The organism is Cronobacter sp. JZ38, from assembly GCF_008932145.1.
In the GTDB taxonomy this organism is placed as follows: domain Bacteria; phylum Pseudomonadota; class Gammaproteobacteria; order Enterobacterales; family Enterobacteriaceae; genus Cronobacter; species Cronobacter muytjensii.
In genome coordinates, this window is sequence record NZ_CP017662.1 from 3,679,740 (window position 1) to 3,701,630 (window position 21,891).

The 21,891-nt window shown below is 58.9% G+C and carries 18 protein-coding genes; 8 read left to right on the forward strand and 10 right to left on the reverse strand.

The window, feature by feature from the left end; all coding sequences use genetic code 11:
* Positions 1-110 precede the first annotated feature (110 nt).
* Complete coding sequence (gene tsf / locus BJP61_RS17450; RefSeq protein ID WP_038864702.1) at positions 111-962, reverse strand: translation elongation factor Ts; 852 nt, start codon at positions 960-962, stop codon at positions 111-113.
* A 156-nt stretch (positions 963-1,118) separates the two neighbouring features.
* A complete protein-coding gene (rpsB, locus tag BJP61_RS17455; RefSeq protein WP_032984084.1) occupies positions 1,119-1,844 on the reverse strand; it encodes a 30S ribosomal protein S2 in 726 nt (241 codons plus the stop codon).
* 309 nt (positions 1,845-2,153) lie between these two features.
* Here rpsB and map point away from each other — a divergent pair, with 309 nt between their 5' ends.
* The 4 genes from map (at position 2,154) to BJP61_RS17475 (ending at position 7,033) form a co-directional block, all read left to right on the forward strand.
* Complete coding sequence (gene map, locus BJP61_RS17460; RefSeq protein ID WP_038864703.1) at positions 2,154-2,948, forward strand: type I methionyl aminopeptidase; 795 nt, start codon at positions 2,154-2,156, stop codon at positions 2,946-2,948.
* A gap of 43 nt (positions 2,949-2,991) precedes the next feature.
* The gene (gene glnD / locus BJP61_RS17465) at positions 2,992-5,667 is read left to right on the forward strand and encodes a bifunctional uridylyltransferase/uridylyl-removing protein GlnD (RefSeq protein WP_171999360.1); all 2,676 of its coding nucleotides are present in this window, start codon (positions 2,992-2,994) and stop codon (positions 5,665-5,667) included.
* A 42-nt stretch (positions 5,668-5,709) separates the two neighbouring features.
* Positions 5,710-6,534, forward strand: coding sequence for a 2,3,4,5-tetrahydropyridine-2,6-dicarboxylate N-succinyltransferase (gene dapD / locus BJP61_RS17470; RefSeq protein WP_171998855.1), 825 nt, complete (start codon positions 5,710-5,712; stop codon positions 6,532-6,534).
* Between the two features lie 109 nt (positions 6,535-6,643).
* Positions 6,644-7,033, forward strand: a complete 390-nt coding sequence (locus BJP61_RS17475) for a DUF3461 family protein (RefSeq protein WP_007718082.1) — start codon at positions 6,644-6,646, stop codon at positions 7,031-7,033.
* 67 nt (positions 7,034-7,100) lie between these two features.
* Here BJP61_RS17475 and degP read toward each other — a convergent pair whose 3' ends face one another.
* Together degP and dgt are read right to left on the reverse strand one after the other, a co-directional pair.
* A complete protein-coding gene (gene degP / locus BJP61_RS17480; protein ID WP_038864706.1) occupies positions 7,101-8,528 on the reverse strand; it encodes a serine endoprotease DegP in 1,428 nt (475 codons plus the stop codon).
* A 142-nt stretch (positions 8,529-8,670) separates the two neighbouring features.
* Complete coding sequence (gene dgt, locus BJP61_RS17485) at positions 8,671-10,185, reverse strand: dGTPase (RefSeq protein WP_171998857.1); 1,515 nt, start codon at positions 10,183-10,185, stop codon at positions 8,671-8,673.
* 94 nt (positions 10,186-10,279) lie between these two features.
* Between dgt and mtnN the strand changes: the two genes are divergently transcribed.
* Genes mtnN through BJP61_RS17500 form a run of 3 tightly spaced genes read left to right on the forward strand, consistent with a single transcriptional unit; the run spans position 10,280 to position 12,408 of the window.
* Positions 10,280-10,978: a 5'-methylthioadenosine/S-adenosylhomocysteine nucleosidase gene (gene mtnN, locus BJP61_RS17490; RefSeq protein WP_038864710.1), complete on the forward strand. Its 699-nt coding sequence runs from the start codon at positions 10,280-10,282 to the stop codon at positions 10,976-10,978.
* Positions 10,971-11,771, forward strand: coding sequence for a vitamin B12 ABC transporter substrate-binding protein BtuF (gene btuF, locus BJP61_RS17495; RefSeq protein WP_171998859.1), 801 nt, complete (start codon positions 10,971-10,973; stop codon positions 11,769-11,771). Before mtnN ends, btuF begins: the two co-directional genes overlap by 8 nt.
* Positions 11,772-11,787: 16 nt before the next feature.
* On the forward strand, positions 11,788-12,408 hold the full coding sequence (locus BJP61_RS17500) for a TRIC cation channel family protein (protein WP_038864714.1): 621 nt from the start codon (positions 11,788-11,790) through the stop codon (positions 12,406-12,408).
* 52 nt (positions 12,409-12,460) lie between these two features.
* Here the strand turns inward: BJP61_RS17500 and erpA are convergent, their stop codons facing one another.
* Both erpA and clcA read right to left on the reverse strand, forming a co-directional pair.
* Positions 12,461-12,805: an iron-sulfur cluster insertion protein ErpA gene (gene erpA, locus BJP61_RS17505; RefSeq protein ID WP_004386149.1), complete on the reverse strand. Its 345-nt coding sequence runs from the start codon at positions 12,803-12,805 to the stop codon at positions 12,461-12,463.
* 81 nt (positions 12,806-12,886) lie between these two features.
* On the reverse strand, positions 12,887-14,290 hold the full coding sequence (gene clcA, locus BJP61_RS17510; RefSeq protein WP_171998861.1) for a H(+)/Cl(-) exchange transporter ClcA: 1,404 nt from the start codon (positions 14,288-14,290) through the stop codon (positions 12,887-12,889).
* A 172-nt stretch (positions 14,291-14,462) separates the two neighbouring features.
* On the opposite strand from clcA, the gene hemL reads away from it, so the two are divergent.
* Complete coding sequence (gene hemL, locus BJP61_RS17515) at positions 14,463-15,743, forward strand: glutamate-1-semialdehyde 2,1-aminomutase (RefSeq protein WP_075194130.1); 1,281 nt, start codon at positions 14,463-14,465, stop codon at positions 15,741-15,743.
* A 108-nt stretch (positions 15,744-15,851) separates the two neighbouring features.
* Here the strand turns inward: hemL and fhuB are convergent, their stop codons facing one another.
* From fhuB to fhuA, 4 genes are read right to left on the reverse strand one after another with little or no spacing between them, the layout of a single operon-like run.
* Positions 15,852-17,837 carry a Fe(3+)-hydroxamate ABC transporter permease FhuB gene (gene fhuB / locus BJP61_RS17520; RefSeq protein ID WP_075194131.1) on the reverse strand — a complete coding sequence of 662 codons (1,986 nt, stop codon included), beginning with the start codon at positions 17,835-17,837 and terminating at the stop codon, positions 15,852-15,854.
* The gene (gene fhuD / locus BJP61_RS17525) at positions 17,834-18,730 is read right to left on the reverse strand and encodes a Fe(3+)-hydroxamate ABC transporter substrate-binding protein FhuD (protein WP_171998863.1); all 897 of its coding nucleotides are present in this window, start codon (positions 18,728-18,730) and stop codon (positions 17,834-17,836) included. Before fhuD ends, fhuB begins: the two co-directional genes overlap by 4 nt.
* On the reverse strand, positions 18,730-19,527 hold the full coding sequence (fhuC, locus tag BJP61_RS17530; protein WP_038864724.1) for a Fe3+-hydroxamate ABC transporter ATP-binding protein FhuC: 798 nt from the start codon (positions 19,525-19,527) through the stop codon (positions 18,730-18,732). Before fhuC ends, fhuD begins: the two co-directional genes overlap by 1 nt.
* A gap of 46 nt (positions 19,528-19,573) precedes the next feature.
* The gene (gene fhuA, locus BJP61_RS17535) at positions 19,574-21,811 is read right to left on the reverse strand and encodes a ferrichrome porin FhuA (protein WP_171998865.1); all 2,238 of its coding nucleotides are present in this window, start codon (positions 21,809-21,811) and stop codon (positions 19,574-19,576) included.
* Between the last annotated feature and the right edge of the window lie 80 nt (positions 21,812-21,891).

Consider the following 21,891-nt stretch of genomic DNA (forward strand, 5'->3'; position numbering starts at 1 on the left):
AATTCAGGCGACATGATGCGTCGCATTCCGGCTCTGGCTATATAAGAGCAGGCCGAAATTTATGAATGACGGATAAAAAGGAGCCGCCCTCAGGCGGCTCTTTTACACCATTAAGACTGGCGGGACATTGCAGCAACTTCGGCTGCGAAGTCAGTCTCAACTTTCTGGATGCCTTCACCCACTTCGAAGCGGATGAAGTTGGTTACGTCAGCGTTATGCTCTTTGAGCAGCTGAGCAACGGTTTTGCTCGGGTCCATGACGAAAGGCTGACCGGTCAGAGAAACTTCGCCGGTGAATTTCTTCATGCGGCCTTCAACCATTTTCTCAGCGATTTCTTTCGGCTTGCCAGACTGCATGGCGATGTCCAGCTGAACCTGGTACTCTTTTTCTACCACTTCAGCAGACACGTCTTCCGGCTTAACGAATTCCGGCTTGCTTGCAGCAACGTGCATCGCCAGCTGTTTAACCAGCTCTTCGTCAGCATTTTTAGCCGCAACCAGAACACCGATACGCGCGCCGTGCAGGTAGCTTGCCAGAACGTCGCCTTCCAGAGAGGCAACGCGACGGATGTTGATGTTTTCACCGATTTTAGCAACCAGTGCAACGCGCTCTTCTTCGAACTGCGCTTTCAGTGCTTCAACATCAGTGATTTTGCCCGCAAAAGCAGCGTCCAGTACTTTGTCAGCGAACGCCTGGAAACCGCCGTCTTTAGCAACGAAGTCGGTCTGGCAGTTAACTTCCAGGATAACGCCGTAGTTGCCTTCGATCTTGGTTTTGATCACGCCGTCAGCAGCTACGTTGCCTGCTTTTTTCGCCGCTTTGATCGCGCCAGACTTACGCATGTTTTCGATAGCCAGCTCGATGTCGCCATTAGCTTCAACCAGAGCTTTTTTACATTCCATCATGCCTGCGCCAGTACGTTCGCGCAGCTCTTTTACCAGGGAAGCGGTAATTTCAGCCATTCTTTAATCCTCGGTTATCTCGTGCGGGGAGATAAGTCCAGGCCTGCCGGAAGGCTCCGGCACGCCCGACTCAAACAAAAAAGGGAGCCTGAGACAGGCCCCCTAACCAAACTTGTTACTACCTGGTTAATAAGGGCTCTAAAAGAGCATGCCTTATTATTCAGCTTCTACGAAGCTTTCTTCCGCCTGAGAAGCCAGATCCTGAGAGCGGCCTTCACGAACGGTTGCAGCAACAGCATTCAGGTACAGGCTGACAGCACGGATGGCGTCATCGTTACCCGGGATAACGAAGTCAACACCGTCCGGATCGGAGTTGGTATCAACGATAGCAAATACCGGGATACCCAGGTTGTTTGCTTCTTTGATAGCGATGTGCTCGTGGTCAGCGTCGATAACGAACAGTGCGTCCGGCAGGCCGCCCATGTCTTTGATACCGCCGAGGCTGTTTTCCAGCTTGTCCAGCTCACGAGTGCGCATCAGCGCTTCTTTTTTGGTCAGCTTATCGAAGGTGCCGTCCTGAGACTGAGTTTCCAGATCTTTCAGGCGCTTGATGGACTGACGAACGGTTTTCCAGTTAGTCAGCATACCGCCCAGCCAGCGATGGTTCACGAAGAACTGGTCGCAGCTGTTAGCAGCTTCTTTCACCGCTTCGCTTGCAGCGCGTTTGGTACCGACGAACAGAATCTTACCTTTACGGGAAGAAATTTTGCTCAGCTCAGCCAGGGCTTCGTTGAACATCGGTACGGTTTTCTCAAGGTTGATGATGTGAACTTTGTTACGCGCACCGAAGATGAACGGCTTCATTTTCGGGTTCCAGTAACGGGTCTGGTGACCGAAGTGAACACCAGCCTTGAGCATGTCGCGCATGGAAACAGTTGCCATGATTTAAAACCTCTGTTTAAAAGTTGGGGTTATGCCTCCACGTATCCCATATTACCGACCCCGAAGGGCACCCCGGAATATGTGCCGATACGTGTGTGTTATTACACAAAGTGAGAGTAGTCGCCTCTGTGCCAGGATTCTGGTACAGAAGTCCGGCGCGCTTTATATCACAAATTCGCCAGGGACTCCAATAATTGTTCACGGGAGTCGCCCTTAATGATTCTCAATTTGGCACCTTCCTGATGCCCTGATACCATTGTTTTACATTTATCAGTATTGCCGAATTTTCCGGCACCAGCGGACCAGATTATGGCTATTTCAATCAAAACTCCTGAAGAAATCGAGAAAATGCGCGTTGCGGGCAGGCTTGCCGCTGAAGTGCTTGAGATGATCGAAGAACACGTAAAACCGGGCGTCAGCACCGGCGAACTGGATCGTCTCTGTCACGATTACATTACGAATCACCAGCACGCGATCTCCGCGAGCCTCAACTATCACGGCTTTCCGAAATCCGTCTGCATCTCCGTTAACGAAGTCGTATGCCACGGTATTCCGGACGACGGCAAGCTGCTGAAAGACGGCGATATCGTCAACATCGACGTGACCGTTATTAAAGATGAGTATCACGGCGACACCTCTAAAATGTTTATCGTCGGCAAGCCGACCATTCTGGGCGAGCGCCTGTGCCGCATCACGCAGGAGAGCCTGTATGTCGCGCTGCGCATGGTGAAGCCTGGCATTCGCCTGCGCAGCCTCGGCGCCGCGATTCAGAAATTCGTTGAAGCGCAGGGTTTTTCCGTCGTGCGCGAATATTGCGGTCACGGCATTGGCCGCGGCTTCCATGAAGAGCCGCAGGTGCTGCATTACGATGCTGACGACGGCGGCGTGGTGCTGCAGCCGGGCATGACTTTCACGGTAGAGCCGATGGTCAACGCTGGCGACTACCGCATCCGTACTATGAAGGACGGCTGGACGGTGAAAACCAAGGATCGCAGCTTGTCTGCGCAGTACGAGCATACTATTGTGGTGACGGATAACGGCTGCGAAATTCTGACGTTGCGTAAAGACGACACCATACCCAACATCATTTCGCATAACGATTAATAAGAAGCCGGCAAACGCCGGCTTTTTTTATGGGTGGCGCATGATGAGCAACACATTACCCGAGCAGTCTGTGAATACCACGCTCGCTCCTCTTCCCGGACAGCCTGAAAACCCCGCCACCTGGCCTGCCGACGCGCTCACCTGCGCGCAGATAAAACAGCATCTTGACGCTTTCCAGCAGTGGCTCAGCGCCGCCTTTGACGACGGTTTTACCGCCGAACAGCTGATTGAAGCCCGCACCGAATTTATCGATCAACTTCTGCAACGCCTGTGGCTTGCCGCCGGTTTCGGCGAAACGCCGGATACCGCGCTGGTGGCCGTTGGCGGGTACGGGCGCGGCGAGCTGCACCCGCTTTCGGATATCGATCTGCTTATCCTGAGCCGCAAGCGTCTGTCTGACGCGCAGGCGCAAAAGGTGGGCGAACTGCTGACACTCCTGTGGGACGTCAAGCTTGAGGTCGGCCACAGCGTGCGCACCCTTGAAGAGTGCCTGCTGGAAGGGTTATCTGATCTCACAGTCGCCACCAACCTGATTGAATCACGCCTGCTCATTGGCGACGTGGCGCTGTTTCTTGAACTGCAAAAGCACATTTTCAGCGACGGCTTCTGGCCTTCCGAGAAATTTTTCGCGGCGAAGGTAGAGGAACAGAACGAGCGCCACCAGCGCTATCACGGCACCAGCTACAATCTCGAACCGGATATTAAAAGCAGCCCCGGCGGCCTGCGCGACATCCACACCCTGCAATGGGTGGCGCGCCGTCACTTTGGGGCTACGTCATTGCGGGAAATGGTCGGCTTCGGCTTTCTGACCGAAGCGGAGCGTAACGAACTCGACGAATGCCAGCACCTGCTCTGGCGCATCCGCTTCGCGTTCCATCTGGAGCTCAACCGCTACGATAACCGTCTGCTCTTCGACCGCCAGCTTAGCGTGGCCCAGCGTCTGCGTTATGAAGGCGAAGGCAACGAGCCGGTCGAGCATATGATGAAGGATTTTTACCGCGTCACGCGCCGCGTCGGCGAGCTCAACCAGATGCTGCTGCAACTGTTCGATGAAGCGATCCTCGCCCTGACGACCGACGAAAAACCGCGGGTACTGGATGATGACTTCCAGCTGCGCGGCTCACTTATCGACCTGCGCGATGAAACGCTCTTTATTCGCGAGCCGCAGGCGATTTTGCGCATGTTTTATATGATGGTGCGCAACCGGGATATCACCGGCATTTATTCCACCACGCTGCGCCACCTGCGTCACGCACGCCGCCATCTTAAACAGCCGCTGTGCTACATCCCCGAGGCCCGGTCGCTATTTCTGGCGATGCTGCGCCACCCCGGCGCGGTCAGCCGCGGCCTGCTGCCGATGCACCGCCACAGCGTGCTGTGGGCCTATATGCCGCAGTGGTCGCATATTGTCGGGCAGATGCAGTTCGACCTCTTCCACGCTTACACGGTCGATGAACACACCATTCGCGTGTTGCTGAAGCTGGAGAGCTTCGCCAAAGAAGAGACCCGCCCGAAACATCCGCTCTGCGTGGAGCTCTGGCCGCGCCTGTCGCACCCTGAGTTGATTCTTATCGCCGCGCTGTTTCACGACATCGCCAAAGGACGCGGCGGCGACCACTCGGTGCTGGGCGCGCAGGACATTCTGAAATTCGCCGAACTGCACGGCCTGAACTCGCGCGAAACGCAACTGGTCGCCTGGCTGGTGCGTCATCATCTGCTGATGTCCGTCACCGCGCAGCGCCGCGACATTCAGGATCCGGAAGTCATTAAACAGTTCGCCGAGGAAGTGCAGACGGAGAACCGGCTGCGTTATCTGATCTGCCTGACGGTGGCGGATATCTGCGCCACCAACGAAACGCTCTGGAACAGCTGGAAGCAAAGCCTGCTGCGCGAGCTCTACTTCGCCACCGAGAAACAGCTGCGCCGCGGTATGCAAAGCACGCCCGATATGCGCGAGCGGGTGCGTCACCATCAGTTGCAGGCGCTCGCGCTGTTGCGGATGGAAAACATCGACGAAGAAGCGCTGCACCATATCTGGGGACGCTGTCGTGCCAACTACTTCGTGCGTCACAGCCCGAATCAACTCGCCTGGCACGCGCGCCATCTCCTCCGACACGATCTCAGCCAGCCGCTGATCCTGCTAAGCCCGCAGGCGACACGCGGCGGCACCGAGATCTTCATCTGGAGCCCGGACCGCCCTTACCTGTTCGCCGCAGTCTGCGCCGAGCTAGACCGACGCAACCTGAGCGTCCACGACGCGCAGATCTTCACCACCCGCGACGACATGGCGATGGATACCTTTATTGTGCTGGAGCCGGACGGCAGCCCGCTCTCGGCCGACCGTCACGAGGCGATTCGCCACGGGCTCGAACAGGCCATCACACAGCGCACCTGGCAGCCGCCGCAGCCGCGACGCCAGCCCGCTAAGTTGCGTCACTTTACGGTAGATACCGAAGTCAATTTCCTGCCGACCCACACGGAAAGAAAGTCGTTTCTGGAGCTTATCGCGCTCGATCAGCCAGGGCTTCTGGCGCGCGTCGGCCAGGTCTTCGCCGACCTCGGTATTTCGCTTCATGGCGCCCGAATCAGCACTATCGGCGAGCGAGTAGAAGATTTATTTATAATCGCGACAGCGGACCGGCGTGGGCTTAATAATCTGCTCCAGCAGGAGGTGAGACAACGGTTGACAGAGGCCCTCAATCCAAACGATAAAGTGTAGTGAATTTTTAATACCCAAAAGTTATCAGGAAAGAAGCTAATTATGCAGCAGCTACAGAACGTTATTGAATCCGCTTTCGAGCGCCGCGCCGATATCACTCCGGCGAACGTCGATGCCGTCACCCGCGAGGCGGTTAACCAGGTTATCGCCCTGCTGGATAGCGGCGAACTGCGCGTCGCAGAGAAGATCAACGGCGAGTGGATCACCCACCAGTGGCTGAAAAAAGCGGTGCTGCTCTCCTTTCGCATTAACGACAATCAGGTTATCGAAGGCGCCGAAAGCCGCTACTTCGATAAAGTGCCGATGAAATTCGCCCACTACGACGAAGCGCGTTTCCAGAAAGAAGGCTTCCGCGTGGTGCCGCCGGCAGCCGTCCGTCAGGGCGCGTTTATCGCCCGCAACACGGTGCTGATGCCGTCTTACGTCAACATCGGCGCGTATGTCGACGAAGGCACCATGGTAGATACCTGGGCGACCGTCGGCTCCTGCGCGCAGATCGGTAAAAACGTTCACCTCTCCGGCGGCGTCGGCATCGGCGGCGTACTGGAGCCGCTGCAGGCGAACCCGACTATCATCGAAGACAACTGCTTTATCGGCGCGCGTTCTGAAGTGGTAGAAGGCGTTATAGTCGAAGAGGGCTCTGTTATCTCTATGGGCGTCTACATCGGCCAGAGCACCAAAATTTATGACCGCGAAACCGGCGAAGCCTTCTATGGCCGCGTACCGGCAGGCTCCGTGGTGGTATCCGGCAACCTGCCGTCGAAAGACGGTAAATACAGCCTCTACTGCGCGGTGATCGTCAAGAAAGTCGACGCGAAGACCCGCGGCAAGGTGGGCATCAACGAACTGCTGCGTACCATCGACTAAGCAGAACGAAAAAAGGCGGGCCTGACCCGCCTTTTTCACACTTGAAGGTGGCGCAAAGGGATCTTTTCGTTAATTATCTAAAGGTTAATATTTCCCCAGGGGGATCGCTATGTACGACAATCTTAAGAGTCTTGGCATAACCAATCCTGATGAAATCGACCGTTACAGTCTGCGCCAGGAAGCGAACAACGATATCCTGAAGATCTACTTTCATAAGGATAGAGGCGAGTTCTTCGCCAAAAGCGTGAAGTTTAAATACCCACGCCAGCGCAAAACCGTGGTCGCCGACGGCGTCGGTCAGGGTTACAAAGAAGTGCAGGAGATTAGCCCTAACCTGCGCTATGTGATAGACGAGCTGGATCAAATCTGCCAGCGCGATCGCACCGAAGTCGATCTGAAACGCAAAATCCTCGATGACCTGCGCCATCTGGAAAGCGTGGTGGCGAATAAGATTTCTGAGATCGAATCCGATCTCGAAAAGCTTACCCGCAATAAATAAGCGCATTCTCGCCAGGCATCAGACGTAAAAAAGGCCGCATTTGCGGCCTTTTCTTTTCGCTGACCCATTACTGCATCAGCAGGTAGATAGAGCTGTCGCCGCGCTGGATATTCAGCGCCAGCACAGACGGCTTGCTGTCGAGGATTTTGCGCAGTTCGGCGATATTGTTCACCGGCTGCTGGTTCGCGCCGACGATGATATCCCCTTTCTTCAGGCCGATGCGCGCCGCAGGCGAGCCCGCTTTCACGCTGCTGACCATCACGCCTTTATCCTTGCCGCTGCGGTTGCTCATTTCCGCCCCTTCGATGCCGCTGAAGATAGAAGACGAATCTACCTGCGTCTGGCTGCTTTGCTGCAGTTCCATCTCCACATTCACCGGTTTGCCGTCACGCAGCAGACCAAGCGTCAGTTTCGTACCGACCGGCATTGTGCCGACCTGCGCACGCAGCGCCGCGAAGCTGTTAATCGGCTTGCCGTTAAGCGAAACAATCACGTCGCCCGCTTTCACGCCCGCTTTCGCGGCGGAAGAGTTCGCCAGCACCTGGCTTACGAATGCGCCGCGCTGGGCGTCCACTTTCATCGCTTTGGCGAGTTCAGAGTTCAGCTCGGTGCCCATAATCCCCAGCTCGCCGCGTTTCACCTGGCCATATTCCACCATCTGCGACGTCAGGCTTTTCACCATGTTGCTCGGGATAGCAAAGCCGATGCCGATGTTGCCGCCGTCCGGCGCCAGAATCGCGGTGTTGATACCGATAAGCTCGCCGTTCAGGTTAACCAGCGCGCCGCCGGAGTTCCCACGGTTAATCGCCGCGTCGGTCTGGATGAAGTTTTCATAGTTCTCGGCGTTCAGGCCGCTGCGGCCCAGCGCGGAGACGATACCTGAGGTCACGGTTTCACCAAGACCAAACGGGTTACCGATAGCGACCGCGTAATCGCCAACGCGCAGGCTGTCAGAATCCGCAAGCTTAATCGCGGTCAGGTTTTTCGGATCCTGAATCTGGATAAGCGCAATGTCGGAGCGCGGATCTTTACCCACGATTTTGGCATCCAGCTTGCGACCGTCGCTCAGCTGTACTTTGATGGTGGTGGCGTTATCCACCACGTGGTTATTGGTCACCACATAGCCTTTGGCAGCGTCGATAATCACGCCGGAGCCCAGCGCCATGAATTTCTGCTGCTGACCGCCGCCGTCACCACCGCCAGGCCCACCCTGACAGAATGGGGAGCTCTGGAATGGCGAGCCTTCCTGGCAGAACGGCGAATCATCGCCGAAGAACTGCTGGAAGTTGCGTGGCATACGCGGCGTATTCACCGTCGTGCTGCCTTCAACGTTAATGCTGACAACAGAAGGCATCACTTTTTCCAGCATCGGCGCCAGGCTCGGCATCGCCTGCGACGTCACCGCAGACGCCGTCTCAGCGGCGAAGGAAGCCGGGCTTAAAGCCAGCCCAAGGCTCAGAGCCAGCGCACTCATTGCTAACGTGGTTTTTTTCATCGTTTCATTCCCAACTAACAAGTAACGCAAATAAATTGCTGTGAAGGTGACTACTCAGAGCGAATTTATAGCGCGAAGTTCCACCGTTAATTTTCTGAAAAAAGTAAAAATTTATTGGTCGTCTTTACAAAACGCAGCGGGATTATTCCACCGCCATCAGCCTGCGATATTCATCCCATGCATATAAATCCGTCATCCCGCTGATATAGTCCTGGATAAGGCGGCAGCGATAATAATATTCCCAGACGGGGAAATCTGCCGCCTGCGGGTGCAGATTATTCACCGCTTCTATATAAGCCAGCCGATGGCGGGAAGAAAGCTTATGATAAAGGCGCGATTCAATCGGCAGCGCGCGCACGCTCTCTTTTTCCACCAGCTCGCGAAATTGCGCCAGCGTCAGCGACAACAGCGGGCGATAAATGTCCAGCAGGCCGCTAATGACCCGATAGCCCTGTAATTCCAGCTGTTCGACGTCAGGATGGTTAAACACATGACGCACCGCGACATTCTTATAAAGCTCCAGCAGGCGGCTGTACGGGCTGTCATCTTCCAGCAGCGCGTGATTAAAAGAGCCGTCAAATACCGCTGGCAGATTATCAATAAAGCGCTGGGCGGCGTACGGCGCCAGACGATTTAACGTGTTGACGCGCAGATACATAAAGAACTGATCTTCCGCGCTGTGGTGTAACTGATTCGTACCCGATTTATCCCAGGCGTTTTGCACCACCAGGTTAAAGAGATCGCCCGGCTGATGCTCGCCCCATGCGTCATAAAGATGCTGATATAGCTGCTCGACGCTGAAAATGCGTTTTTCCACGGCATCTTCAAGATCCGCCACGCAATAGGAAATATCGTCGGCCGCCTCCATAATCCAGGCGAGCGGGAAGCGACTGTAAGCGTCTAATTGCAATTCTTTACGTAGCCGCGAAATATATTGCGCTTCCGAGAGATAAAAGCCCGGTTTTTTCATCAGATAACTGTGGGTTTCCGGCACCGGGCCGGTATGCCAGGCCGGACGCGTATATTTAAGAATGCCGCCGACCTGCGCCCAGGTCAGATTCATGCGCAGCAGCGTATGCACCAGACGAATGCCCTGCGCATTGCCTTCGAACTGGCACAGATCACGACGCACTTTGCGGCGCAGGGCGTTAAGGTCATCTTCCCCTTCCTGCAAACGCAGCGCCTGCACCGCGCAGCGATCCTGGCTTACCGGCAGATTTTCGGCGTCCGCCGGAAAGAGCCGCTGGCTGAACCAGTCGTTAATCGCCGCCTCGCCGAAATGGCCAAACGGCGGGTTGCCAATGTCGTGCATCAGGCACGCCATCTCGACGATACTCTCAAACGGCCCGGTGAGTTCCGCCAGCCCGTAAGCCTCAAGCAGCCCCTGCTCTTTCAGGCGGCTTAAGACCTCTTTGGCGATATAGCGCCCGACCTGCTGCACCTCAAGGGAGTGCGTCAGACGGGTGCGCACCGCGGCGTTACGCTCAAGCGGGAACACCTGGGTTTTCTGCTGCAGACGCCGGATCGCGGGCGAGTTAATAATGCGGCCGCGATCGCTTTCAAAGATGCGCAGGATCTCGTGTTCGCTCTTTACGCCCTGCGGCGAGCGATACCGACGATGCCAGTTGATTTTGTTTCGGAAATCGATTTTCTGCATCCGCCCTCCCGGTCTGCGCGCGCACGCGAATTAAATCCTTGCTGTCTGCCATGATAGACTATGCCTCTGAATCCATCATTTAGCGAGTATCTCTATGAAAGCAGGCATTATTGGCGCAATGGAAGAAGAAGTGACGCTGCTGCGTGACAAAATCGACAACCGCCAGACCCTGAACATCGCCGGCTGCGAAATTTACACCGGCACCCTCAATGGCGTGGACGTCGCGCTGCTGAAATCGGGCATCGGTAAAGTTTCCGCCGCGATGGGCGCGACGCTGCTGCTGGAGCACTGCAAGCCTGACGTGATTATCAATACCGGTTCTGCGGGCGGCCTCGCGCCTTCGCTGAAAGTGGGCGACATCGTGGTGTCTGACGAAGTGCGCTACCACGACGCCGATGTCACCGCGTTCGGCTACGAATATGGCCAGATGGCCGGTTGCCCGGCGGCGTTCAAAGCCGATGAGAAACTCATCGCGGCGGCGCAGGCGACGATTGAACAACTGAACCTGCACGCGGTACGCGGGCTGGTGGTGAGCGGCGACGCGTTCATTAACGGTTCGGTGAATCTCGCGAAAATCCGCCATAACTTCCCGCAGGCGATTGCGGTGGAGATGGAAGCGACCGCCATTGGTCACGTCTGCCACAACTTCGGCGTGCCGTTTGTTGTCGTGCGCGCGATTTCTGATGTCGCGGATCAGCAGTCGCACCTGAGCTTTGAAGAGTTCCTCGCGGTGGCCGCGAAGCAGTCGAGCCTGATGGTAGAGACGCTGCTCACGAGCCTGAACCGTGGCTAAGCGTTGGCTTAACAGGGCGCTGGTCGCCCTGCTTTTTCTCCCGGCGTGGCTCTGCGCCGCGCCGCGTGTCATCACCCTCTCCCCCGCCAATACCGAACTCGCCTTTGCCGCCGGCATTACGCCCGTTGCGGTGAGCGCTTATTCCGACTACCCCGACGCGGCGCGTAAGCTTGAGCAGGTCGCCAACTGGCAGGGCATGAACCTTGAGCGCATCGTCGCCCTGAAGCCCGATCTGCTGGTCGCCTGGCGCGGCGGCAACCCGGAGCGGCAGGTCAATCAGCTCAAATCGCTCGGCATTAAGGTGCTCTGGCTCGATCCGCAAAATGTCGCGCAGATTGCCGATGCCCTGCGCGCGCTGGCGCCTTATAGCCCGACGCCGGAAAAGGCACAGGCGGCAGCGCGCGCGCTCGAACAGCGCTGGCAGACGCTCGCCGCGCGCGCGGCGAGGCTCGCGAAAAAACGCGTCTTTATCCAGTTCGGTATGCGTCCGCTCTTTACCACCAGCCGGGCATCTGTTCAGAATGAAATTGTCGAGACCTGCGGCGGCGCCAATATCTTCGCCGACAGCCCCGTTCCCTGGCCGCAGGTGAGCCGTGAACAGGTGCTGGCCCGCCAGCCGCAGGCCGTGATAATCCCCGGCGACGAGAAAAATATCGCCGCCACGCGGCAGTTCTGGCAGCCTCAGCTCAACGCGCCGGTCATAAGCATTAACGATGACTGGTTTGCGCGCGCGGGCCCGCGTATTATCCTCGCCGCGAATCAGCTCTGTCAGGCGCTGGCAGAGGTAAAATAACGAGTCGAGGAACATCATGCTGGTTTACTGGCTGGATATTATTGGCACCGCGGTGTTTGCCATCTCCGGCGTTTTGCTGGCGGGCAAACTGCGTATGGACCCCTTCGGCGTGCTGGTGCTGGGCGTCGTCACCGCGGTCGGCGGCGGCACGATCCGCGATATGGCGCTCGATCACGGCCCGGTGTTCTGGGTAAAAGACCCTACCGATCTGGTGGTGGCGATGGTCACCTGCTTACTGACCATCGCGCTGGTGCGCCAGCCGCGGCGTCTGCCGAAGTGGATCTTACCGGTGCTGGATGCCGTCGGCCTCGCGGTGTTTGTCGGCATCGGGGTGAATAAAGCGTTTATGGCGGGCACCGGGCCGCTGGTGGCTATCTGTATGGGTGTCGTGACGGGCGTCGGCGGCGGTATTATTCGCGACGTGCTGGCGCGCGAGATCCCGATGATCCTGCGAACCGAAATCTACGCCACCGCATGTATCGCAGGCGGCATTGTCCACGCCACCGCGTTTTATACTTTCGCGGTGCCGCTGGAGCAGGCCAGCATGATGGGTATGGCTGTAACGCTGACGATTCGTCTTGCGGCCATTCGCTGGCACCTGAAGCTGCCCACCTTTGCGCTTGATGAAAAAGCGTAAGCCATAAAAAAAGCCGTGTCGCAAAACACGGCTTTTTTGTTTCAGCAGCCTGTCAGATGCTGAAGGAAGAACCACACCCGCAGGTGCTGGTGGCGTTCGGGTTATTCACCACAAAGCGCGACCCTTCGAGGCCTTCGGTGTAATCCACCGCGCCACCGACCAGATATTGCAGGCTCATCGGGTCAACGACCAGCGACACGCCCTGTTTTTCGATAGTCATATCGCCATCGTTGATCTGATCGTCAAAGGTAAAACCATACTGGAAGCCGCTGCAACCACCACCGGTGATGTAGACGCGCAGCTTGAGATTCGGGTTGTCTTCGTCTGCGATCAGGCTTTTTACTTTATTGGCGGCTGCGTCGGTAAACTGCAGCGGCAGCGCTACGTCATCACTCATTTTTTGCTCCCGTGGAAACCAGCAATCGGGCAAAGAATAACCCGATCTTTAGGGCCATTATCTATTACCCTGGTAAATCGTTCAAGTATTCCGCCAGGCGGCCTGCGCCTGTCGCTCCGCCTCCTGCTTCGCCAGCGTACGCGCAAGGATAGTGGAATAGAGCGGTTTGCCGCCGAGGAACTGGGCGAGCAGTGTCGCGCCGAGACAGGTAATAATCATTGGCAAAATGAGCTGGTAATTATCGGTCATCTCAAGCACCAGAACGATGCCGGTAATCGGCGCTCTCACCGATGCGGCCAGCAACGCCCCCATCCCGGCGATGGCGAAGGTGCCCGCCTGTAACTGCCAGTCCGGGAACCAGGCGGCGCACGCCATGCCAAATGCGCTGCCAAGCAGCGTACCGAGCGCCAGCATCGGCGCGAAAATCCCGCCCGGCGCGCCGGAGGAGAAACAGAGCACCGTGGTCACCACGCGGGCGATAAAAATAAACAGCAGCATGCCGACGGTAAAATTCCCCGCCGCAGCGACAGGGATCAGATCAAAGCCGCCGCCCGCCGCGACCGGCTCCCATAGCGCCAGCAGGCCGCACAAACCGCCGATCGTCCCGCCGAGCAGCACCCAGCGGGTAATATTGCCGCGATGAAGGCGGGCAAATACATCCTGCATGCCGAGCACCAGGCGGTTAAACAGCGGCCCGATCGCGCCGAAAAGAATGCCCAGCAGCAGATAGAGCCAGAGCGTATGCACCGGCGCGTTGGTCAGTTGTCCAACCTCAATCACCGCCCGCTCACCGTTAAAGACGCGAAACACGATGCTCGACATAATCACGCCGGTAAACACCGCTTTGATGGAAATCAGGTTGTAGCGAAACTGCGGGCGCATCTCTTCAATGATAAACAGAATGCCCGCCAGCGGCGCGTTAAAGGCCGCCGCGAGCCCGGCCGCCGCGCCGGTCGCCAGCAGCGTGTGGCGCGCTTCGGCGTCGGTGCGGCGAAACAGATCCAGCACCATGCGTCCGATATTGCCGCCAATCTGCACCGTCGGCCCTTCGCGCCCCAGCACCATGCCCGCGCCGAGCGTGCCCATACCGCCGATAAATTTCACCGGCAGCACCCGCCACCAGCGCACCGGCCTTAGCTCTTCCAGCGCCCCTTCAATCTCAGGAATGCCTGAGCCGCCCGCCTCCGGCGCGAAGCGGCGCACCAGAAAATAGCCCACCATAGCCAGCAGCGCGGAGACAATAAACGCCAGCGGCCAGACGCGCCACGGGCTGTCTGCCGTCTGCACCAGCAGCCCGATGCGCTGCTGCGCCACCCAGACTACGGCTTTTTCAAACGCGACGCCCGCCAGCCCCGTCACAAGGCCGGTGAGCGCCGCCAGCAGTAAAATCGTCAGCGGCGTTTTATCGCGCAGCAGGAGCTGGCGGATAATCGCGGCGCGTCGTAAGCCTCGGACGCGGCGAGTGGATGTCGTCTGCGAATTCATGCGAACAGTTTCTCCGGGGATAATTCAGGCTGCGCATTGTACGCCCGGCGGCGACGTCATTCAAAAAAGCCCTTCAGGCAGTCGGGGTTTAATCGGGCAAAACTTTCATAACCCGGAAGGGATGACTTAGAATAGTCCGTTATCCCTATTTCCCCGAATCAGGAGCCGATTCATGAGTAAGTCTGAAAACCTCTTTGCCGCTGCCCGCGAACTTATCCCAGGCGGCGTAAACTCGCCGGTGCGCGCCTTTACCGGCGTGGGCGGCACGCCGCTGTTTATCGAACGGGCGGACGGGGCTTATCTCTATGACGCCGACGGCAAAGCCTATATCGACTATGTCGGCTCCTGGGGCCCGATGGTGCTGGGCCACAACCACCCGGCTATCCGCAACGCGGTGATTGAAGCGGCGCAGCGTGGCCTGAGCTTCGGCGCGCCGACGGAGATGGAAGTGAAAATGGCGCAGCTCGTGACCGAGCTGGTGCCGACGATGGATATGGTGCGCATGGTGAACTCCGGCACCGAGGCGACCATGAGCGCCATCCGTCTCGCGCGAGGCTTTACCCGCCGCGACAAAATCATCAAATTTGAAGGCTGCTATCACGGCCACGCCGATCACCTGCTGGTGAAAGCGGGCTCCGGCGCGCTGACGCTCGGCCAGCCGAACTCGCCAGGCGTGCCGGCGGATTTCGCCAAACACACCCTGACCTGCACCTATAACGATCTCGCCTCGGTGCGCGAGGCGTTCGAGCTTTACCCGCAGGAGATCGCCTGCATTATCGTCGAGCCTGTCGCGGGCAATATGAACTGCATCCTGCCGCAGCCCGATTTCCTGCCGGGCCTGCGCGCGCTGTGCGATGAATTCGGCGCGCTGCTGATTATCGATGAAGTGATGACCGGTTTCCGCGTCGCGCTGGCGGGTGCGCAGGCGCATTACAACGTGGTGCCGGATCTGACCTGCCTTGGCAAAATCATCGGCGGCGGTATGCCGGTGGGCGCGTTCGGCGGACGTCGCGAAGTGATGGAAGCGCTGGCCCCGACCGGCCCGGTCTATCAGGCGGGCACGCTCTCCGGCAACCCGATCGCCATGGCGGCAGGCTACGCGTGCCTGAGCGAAGTGTCGCAGCCGGGTGTGCACAGCACGCTGGACGCGCTGACGACACAGCTGGCGGAGGGCCTGCGCGAGGCCGCAAAAGAGGCGGACGTGCCGCTGGTGGTCAACCATGTCGGCGGGATGTTCGGCATCTTCTTTACCGACGCTGAGAGCGTGACCTGCTATCAGGATGTGGTGAAATGCGACGTTGAGCGCTTTAAGCGTTTCTTCCATCTGATGCTGGAAGAAGGCGTCTATTTCGCGCCGTCCGCTTTCGAAGCGGGCTTTATGTCGGTCGCGCACAGCGAAGAAGACATCAACGCCACCATCGACGCCGCTCGCCGGGTATTCGCGGCGCTGTAATCGGGCGTGTTAGCGTGGCGGGTGCGCTTGCGTTTACCCGCCACCGTGCTGATACCTTACCTAAATATGCAGGGGGTAAGCGACGCGCGCGCCTGCCCCCCGCCATCCTTACCGGCTCTGCTTGCGTAACAGATAAACGAAATACGGCGCGCCGATAAACGTCGCCAGCAACCCTGCCGGGATCTGATACGGGAACATCGCCATACGGCCCGCCCAGTCGGCCAGCATCATCAGCATACCGCCCAGCAGCGAGGCGATAACCAGCTGCGGCAGCGCGCGGCGAAAACCGAGCATGCGGGTAATGTGCGGCGCCATCAAACCAATAAAGCTCAGCGGCCCGATGGTCAGCGTCGCCGCCGCGGTCAGCGCCGAGGCGAGCAGCAGCAGCACGATGCGCGTCGGCGTCAGCGCCATTCCTACGGCGCGCGCGGTGTCGCCGCCAAGCGGCAGCACCGTCAGCCAGCGGCGGCACAGCGGCGTGACCGCCAGCAATGCCAGCATTACCCACAGCGAATTCCACGCCTGCTGCGGCGTCACGCTGTAGGTGGAGCCGGAGATCCACGTGATCACCTGCGCCATACGCGGATCGCCGCTCGCCTGAAGCATCACCAGCAGCATGGTAAACGCCGTGCTGAGCGCCATCCCGGCAAGCAGCATCCGGTGCGGCGAGAACCCGCCGCGTCCGGCGGCAATCAGGATAATCATCAGCGTCGCCGCCGCGCCGACACTCCCTGCCGGCAACAGCCAGCCAAAGGCGTCGCCCGGCACGAACAGCAACATCATCACCACGCCGAACGCTGCGCCGGAACTGATGCCCAGCACTTCAGGGCTCGCCATCGGGTTGCCGGTCAGCCGCTGGATAATGCAGCCCGCCGCCGCCAGCATCGTGCCCGCGCACAGCGCCGCCAGCACGCGCGGCCAGCGCCAGCCCAGCAGCTCGCGCAGCACATCGCCCTGCGCCCAGACCCAGCCGTCGGCATCGCGCCCAAAACAGAGCGCCAGCGCCGCCACGCCCAGGAGCAGCAGCAGACCCGCCAGCGTCCAGCGCGCCAGGTGGCCGCGCTCCGCCGGAATACGGTCGCCCGCGTTCATCTCCGGCGCGCTCATGGCACGCAGGCGCGGTAACAGCCACAGCAGCAGCGGCGCGCCAAACAACGCCGTCGCCATGCCGGTGGAGACTTCCAGCCAGACGCGGGAAAGCCAGAGGATAAACTGATCCGACAGCCACAGCAGCAGCGCGCCGATAAGCGACGCCAGCAGCAGCCGCGCCAGCAGCCGCCGCGCGCCGAGCATTTTGGCGAGCAGCGGCGCGAACAGGCCGATAAAACCAATGATCCCCACCGCGTTAACCAGCAAAGCGCTAATGACAATCGCCAGCGTCAACGTGGCCAGGCGCGCCAGCGACAACGCCAGCCCAAGGTTGCGCGCCACGCCGTCGTCGAGCCCCATCAGGGTTAACGGGCGCAGCAGCAACAGCGTCAGTAGCAGGCCCGCCAGCAACTGCGGCCACAGCCGCGCCGCCACGCTCCAGTCGTTCTGATTCAGCGCGCCGGTGCTCCACAAAAACATGCTTTGCAGCTGATCGTGGTGAAAGAGCACCAGCAGTTGATTGACCGCGCCGCAGTAAAGGCTCACCACCAGGCCTGCCAGGATAAGCGTCACCGGGGAGAGGCGTTTGCCCCAGGCGACGCCGAACACCAGCAGCCCGACCACGCAGGCGCCCGCCAGCGCCGCGAACTGCGCCGTCAGCACGCCGCCGGGCAGCGCCCAGAGCGTGGCGACGGTAACGCCCAGCTGCGCGCCGGTCGCCACGCCAAGCGTGGTCGGCTCGGCAAGCGGGTTACGCAGCACTTGCTGGAACAGCACGCCCACCAGCCCAAGCCCTGCGCCCACTAACAGCGACACCGCAAAGCGCGGCAGCAGACTGTAGTGGAACAGCATCTGATCAATGGCGTCGATATCCGGGCGCCACAGCGCCTCGCGCCACTGCGCGCGCGGCAGAAAGGCGTTAAGGTTGCCCCAGCTCAGGCCGAGCGCCAGCGCGAACAAAAGCCCCAGCAGCAACGCCGGAAAAAGCAGATGACGTGACCTCATACCCGGCCTCCCAGCGCATTATCGAGTACCCGGCCAAAACGCATCGCCGAGAGCGTCGCGCCGTAAAACCAGACGGCGGGCACGCGCTGAAAGCGCCCTGCGCGCACAAACGGCATCGCCTGCCACAGCGGCGTGGCGGCAAGCTGCTGCATCGCCTGGTCATCGCCGTGTTCGAAGCAGATAACGTCAGCGTCTTTAAACTGCGCGAGCCGTTCGACGCCGACAATCGCGCTGCCCCAGAAGTTGGTATCGTCCTGCCAGGCGTTAGGCACGTTGACCGCGTCCAGCACCGGCTGAAACAGGCTGTTGGTGCCGATAGTCAGCGCATGGCGCGCGTCGAGCAGCGACATCATCAACAGCGGGCGTTTGCCCCGCGCCGCGAAGCGCGGTTTCATCCGTGTCAGGAACTGGTCGAACGCATCGAGATGCGCTTTCGCGTCCGCCTGGAGGCCCAGCCGCTCCGCCAGCGCCAGCAGCGACTGACGCGCCATCGCAAGCGGCGCTTTGCCGTCGGTAAAGGTCACGCCCATGCCGGGCGCGATACGCTTAAGCTGGGCTTCCGCCGGGCCATAGCCGGACGACCAGATCATCAGCGACGGCTCCAGTTGAGTAAGCAGTTCGAGGTTCGGCTCGGTGCGCAGTCCGACGTCGATAACCGAGTCCGGCAGCGGCGGGTCGTTAACCCACAGCCGGTAGTTCGGCACATCCGCCACCGCGTAAGGCGTTACGCCCAGCGCCAGCAACTGTTCGACGGGCAGCCATTCGAGCGCCACGATGCGTTTAAGATCCACCGTCGCCGCGCGCGCTTTGGCCATCTGCCACATCAGCGGCGAGAGCGCCATCGCCGTCATCAGACGCCGACGGCTTAAAGGCGTTGAGAGAACATTACGCATCAGCAGACAAAGCTCACCGGTGCCAGGCCCGCCGGATGCGGCAGAATGCCCATCGGAATGCCGTAGATTTGCTGTAGCGTCTCGCCGTTCATTAATTCCAGCGGACTGCCCTGGGCTATCATTTCGCCGCCGCGCAGCGCCACCAGATGATCGCAGTAGCGCGCCGCCATATTGATATCGTGCAGCACCGCGATCACCGTCAGACCGCGCTGCTGGCTTAAGCGGTGGATTAGCGCGAGCACATCCACCTGGTGGGCGATATCCAGTGCTGACGTCGGTTCGTCGAGCAGCAGGCAGCGGCTGTTTTGCGCCACCAGCATGGCAATCCATGCGCGCTGGCGTTCGCCGCCGGAGAGGCTGTCCACCAGCCGGTGCGCCAGCGGCTTCAGGCCGACCAGGCTTATCGCCTCCTCTACCCGCTCGCGGTCTTCCGTGCCGAAGCGCCCAAGCGCGCCGTGCCACGGATAGCGCCCAATCGCCACCAGCTCGCGTACCGTCATGCCTTCGGCGGCAGGCAACTGCTGCGGCAGGTACGCCACTTCGCGCGCGAATGCTTTGCTGTTCCAGCGCGCCAGGGGCTCGCCGTTGAGCAGAATATCGCCTTCAGAGGGGGGCTGATGACGGCCAAGCATTTTCAGCAGCGTGGATTTGCCGGAGCCGTTGTGGCCGATAAGACCGGTGACTTTGCCCGCCGGAAAGGTGAGCGACAGGGGGTGAAGCAGCGTGCGTCCAGGCACACGAAAAGCGAGATCTCTTAAAGAAAAACCAGCATCGGGCGGGGAAGTTTTGTCCTGCATGGTAGCCAACTTGTTGAAGGGCACGCAAAGCGTGCCCGAAGACGGATCAGAAGCGGAATGTTGCGGTCGCCGTAACCTGACGTTCCGCGCCCCAGAAGCAGCCGTAAGGCTGGAAGCAACTGGAAACATATTCACGATCAAGCAGGTTATTAACGTTTACCGCAACGCTTGAGCCCGGCAGGCCCAGTCGCGCGAGGTCATATTTGACCACAGCGTCCATCACCGCGGCACTACCAACTTTAAAGGTATTCGCCGGATCGCCGTAGCTGGAGCCGATAAAGCGACCGCCGGTGCCGATGGTCAGGCCGGAAAGCGGACCGTTGTTAAACGTGTAGTCGCCCCACAGCGAACCCATATTACGCGGCACCTGCTCAACGTGATTCCCCTTGAGGTTGGTGTCTTTGGTGTATTCCGCGTCAATGTAGGTGTAAGACGCCGTCACGTTGATATTCGCGTTAAGCGCAGCTTTCGCTTCCAGCTCCACACCGCGCGAGCGCACTTCACCTGACGGAACCTGCTGGGTCGCATCATTCGGATCGGTGGTCAGGGTGTTGGTTTTGGTCAGCTGATACACCGCGCCGGTAATGACAATCGGCATATCTTTCGGCACATATTTCACGCCTGCTTCATACTGCTCACCTTTGGACGGCGCAAAGGCCATACGCGGGGTGCTGTAGAGGTCGAATGCGTTCGGCTCGAAAGACTGGCTGTAGCTGACGTACGGGGAAATACCGTTGTCGAACAGATAGTTCACGCCACCGCGCCAGGTAAACTGATGGTCGTTGCGCTCAATCGATCCTGCGACCGGCGTAGTGGAATTCGCACGCACGGTTGTTGCTTGTTGAGACCAGTCGTAGCGACCGCCCAGCGTGAACACCCATTTGTCCCATTCAGCCTGATCCTGAATGTAAATCCCGGTCTGTTTGGTCTCATTAAGCTGATACGGCTCGGCATCCTCGAAATCGAAATCTGCCGGCGTGTAGCCGCCGTTGAGATCGATAGCTGGCGCCGTGCCAAACTTCGCGTTGATATCGTTACGCATACGCATGAAATCGACGCCGGTCAGCAGGGTGTGATCCAGTTCACCGGTCGCGAATGCGCTTTGCAACTGGGTATCGACGCTGAAGTTTTGCAGGCGCTCGTTATCCACGACGGTACCGCGACCTAAATAGTGATCGCGCTCGCTGGCCGAAATTGCCTGGCAAGGGGCGTTAAACGTGTTGGTGGTGCAAATGCCGGTGCCGTAGACGCTCTGCTGAGAGGTTTTCATCTCAGAGAAACGCAGATTCTGGCGCACGGTGAAGGTGTCATCGAAAGCATGTTCGAAGCTATATCCCACCATTTTCTGGTTGCGGGAATAAGTGTTGTTCGACGCGCCTTCGTTAAAATCGCTGCCGATACGCTTGCCGTTTGGCAGCGGCTCGACGGTTCCTTCCTTCGGCAACCAACCGTAGTAGCCGGTTTGCGGCTCGTTCTGGAAGTAAGAAAGGAAAGTGAAAGTGGTTTTGTCATCCGGACGCCAGGTGAACGACGGCGCGATGGCATAGCGTTTCTGTTTGGCGTTGACCTGCTGCTGGTCGTTGGAGCGCGCCACGCCGGTCAGGCGATAAGAGAACTCGCCGTTATCGTCGATAGCGTCGCTGAAGTCGAAACCGGTCTGATACAGGTTATCGGTGCCCATTTTAAACTGGACTTCACGCAACGGTTCGGTAGTCGGGCGCTTGCTCACCATCGCAATAATGCCGCCCGGATTGCTCTTGCCGTACAGCACAGATGTCGGGCCGCGCATCAGTTCAACGCGCTCCAGCATGTAAGGATCGATAACGGCATCGTTGTAGAAGTTGCCCTGCAACTTCATACCGTCCAGATAGTTGTTCTGGCTTAAGCCCACGGACGTAAATCCGCGGATGCTGACAAAGTCATAAGTGGTCGATGCGCCGCGGTTGCTGACAACCACGCCTGGCGTATAGCCCAGCGCTTCTTTCACCGACTGCGCCTGGTGAATGTCCATCTCTTCCCGCGTCACAACCGAAACAGATTGCGGCGTTTTTTCAATGGGGGTATCGGTTTTGGTGGCGGTCGCGGAACGCTTCGCCGCAATGGTCGGGGCCGGGCCCCAGGCGCTTTCCTGCGCGGCTGCGGAAGCGGAAACGGTGATCGTTTCCTCTTTCTGGCCGTTGTCGGCAGCAATGGCGGACGCAGCGAAACCGCTGCACGCCGTGGCGACTAAAACAGCCAGTCTGCAAATCCTGGTATTGATCTGAGTGTGAGTGGAACGCGCCATGCTAATTTCTCTGAGTGATAGTGACAAATGATAACGTAAACGAGAATTATTATTATGCGCCCGAGATAATATGCGAAAGG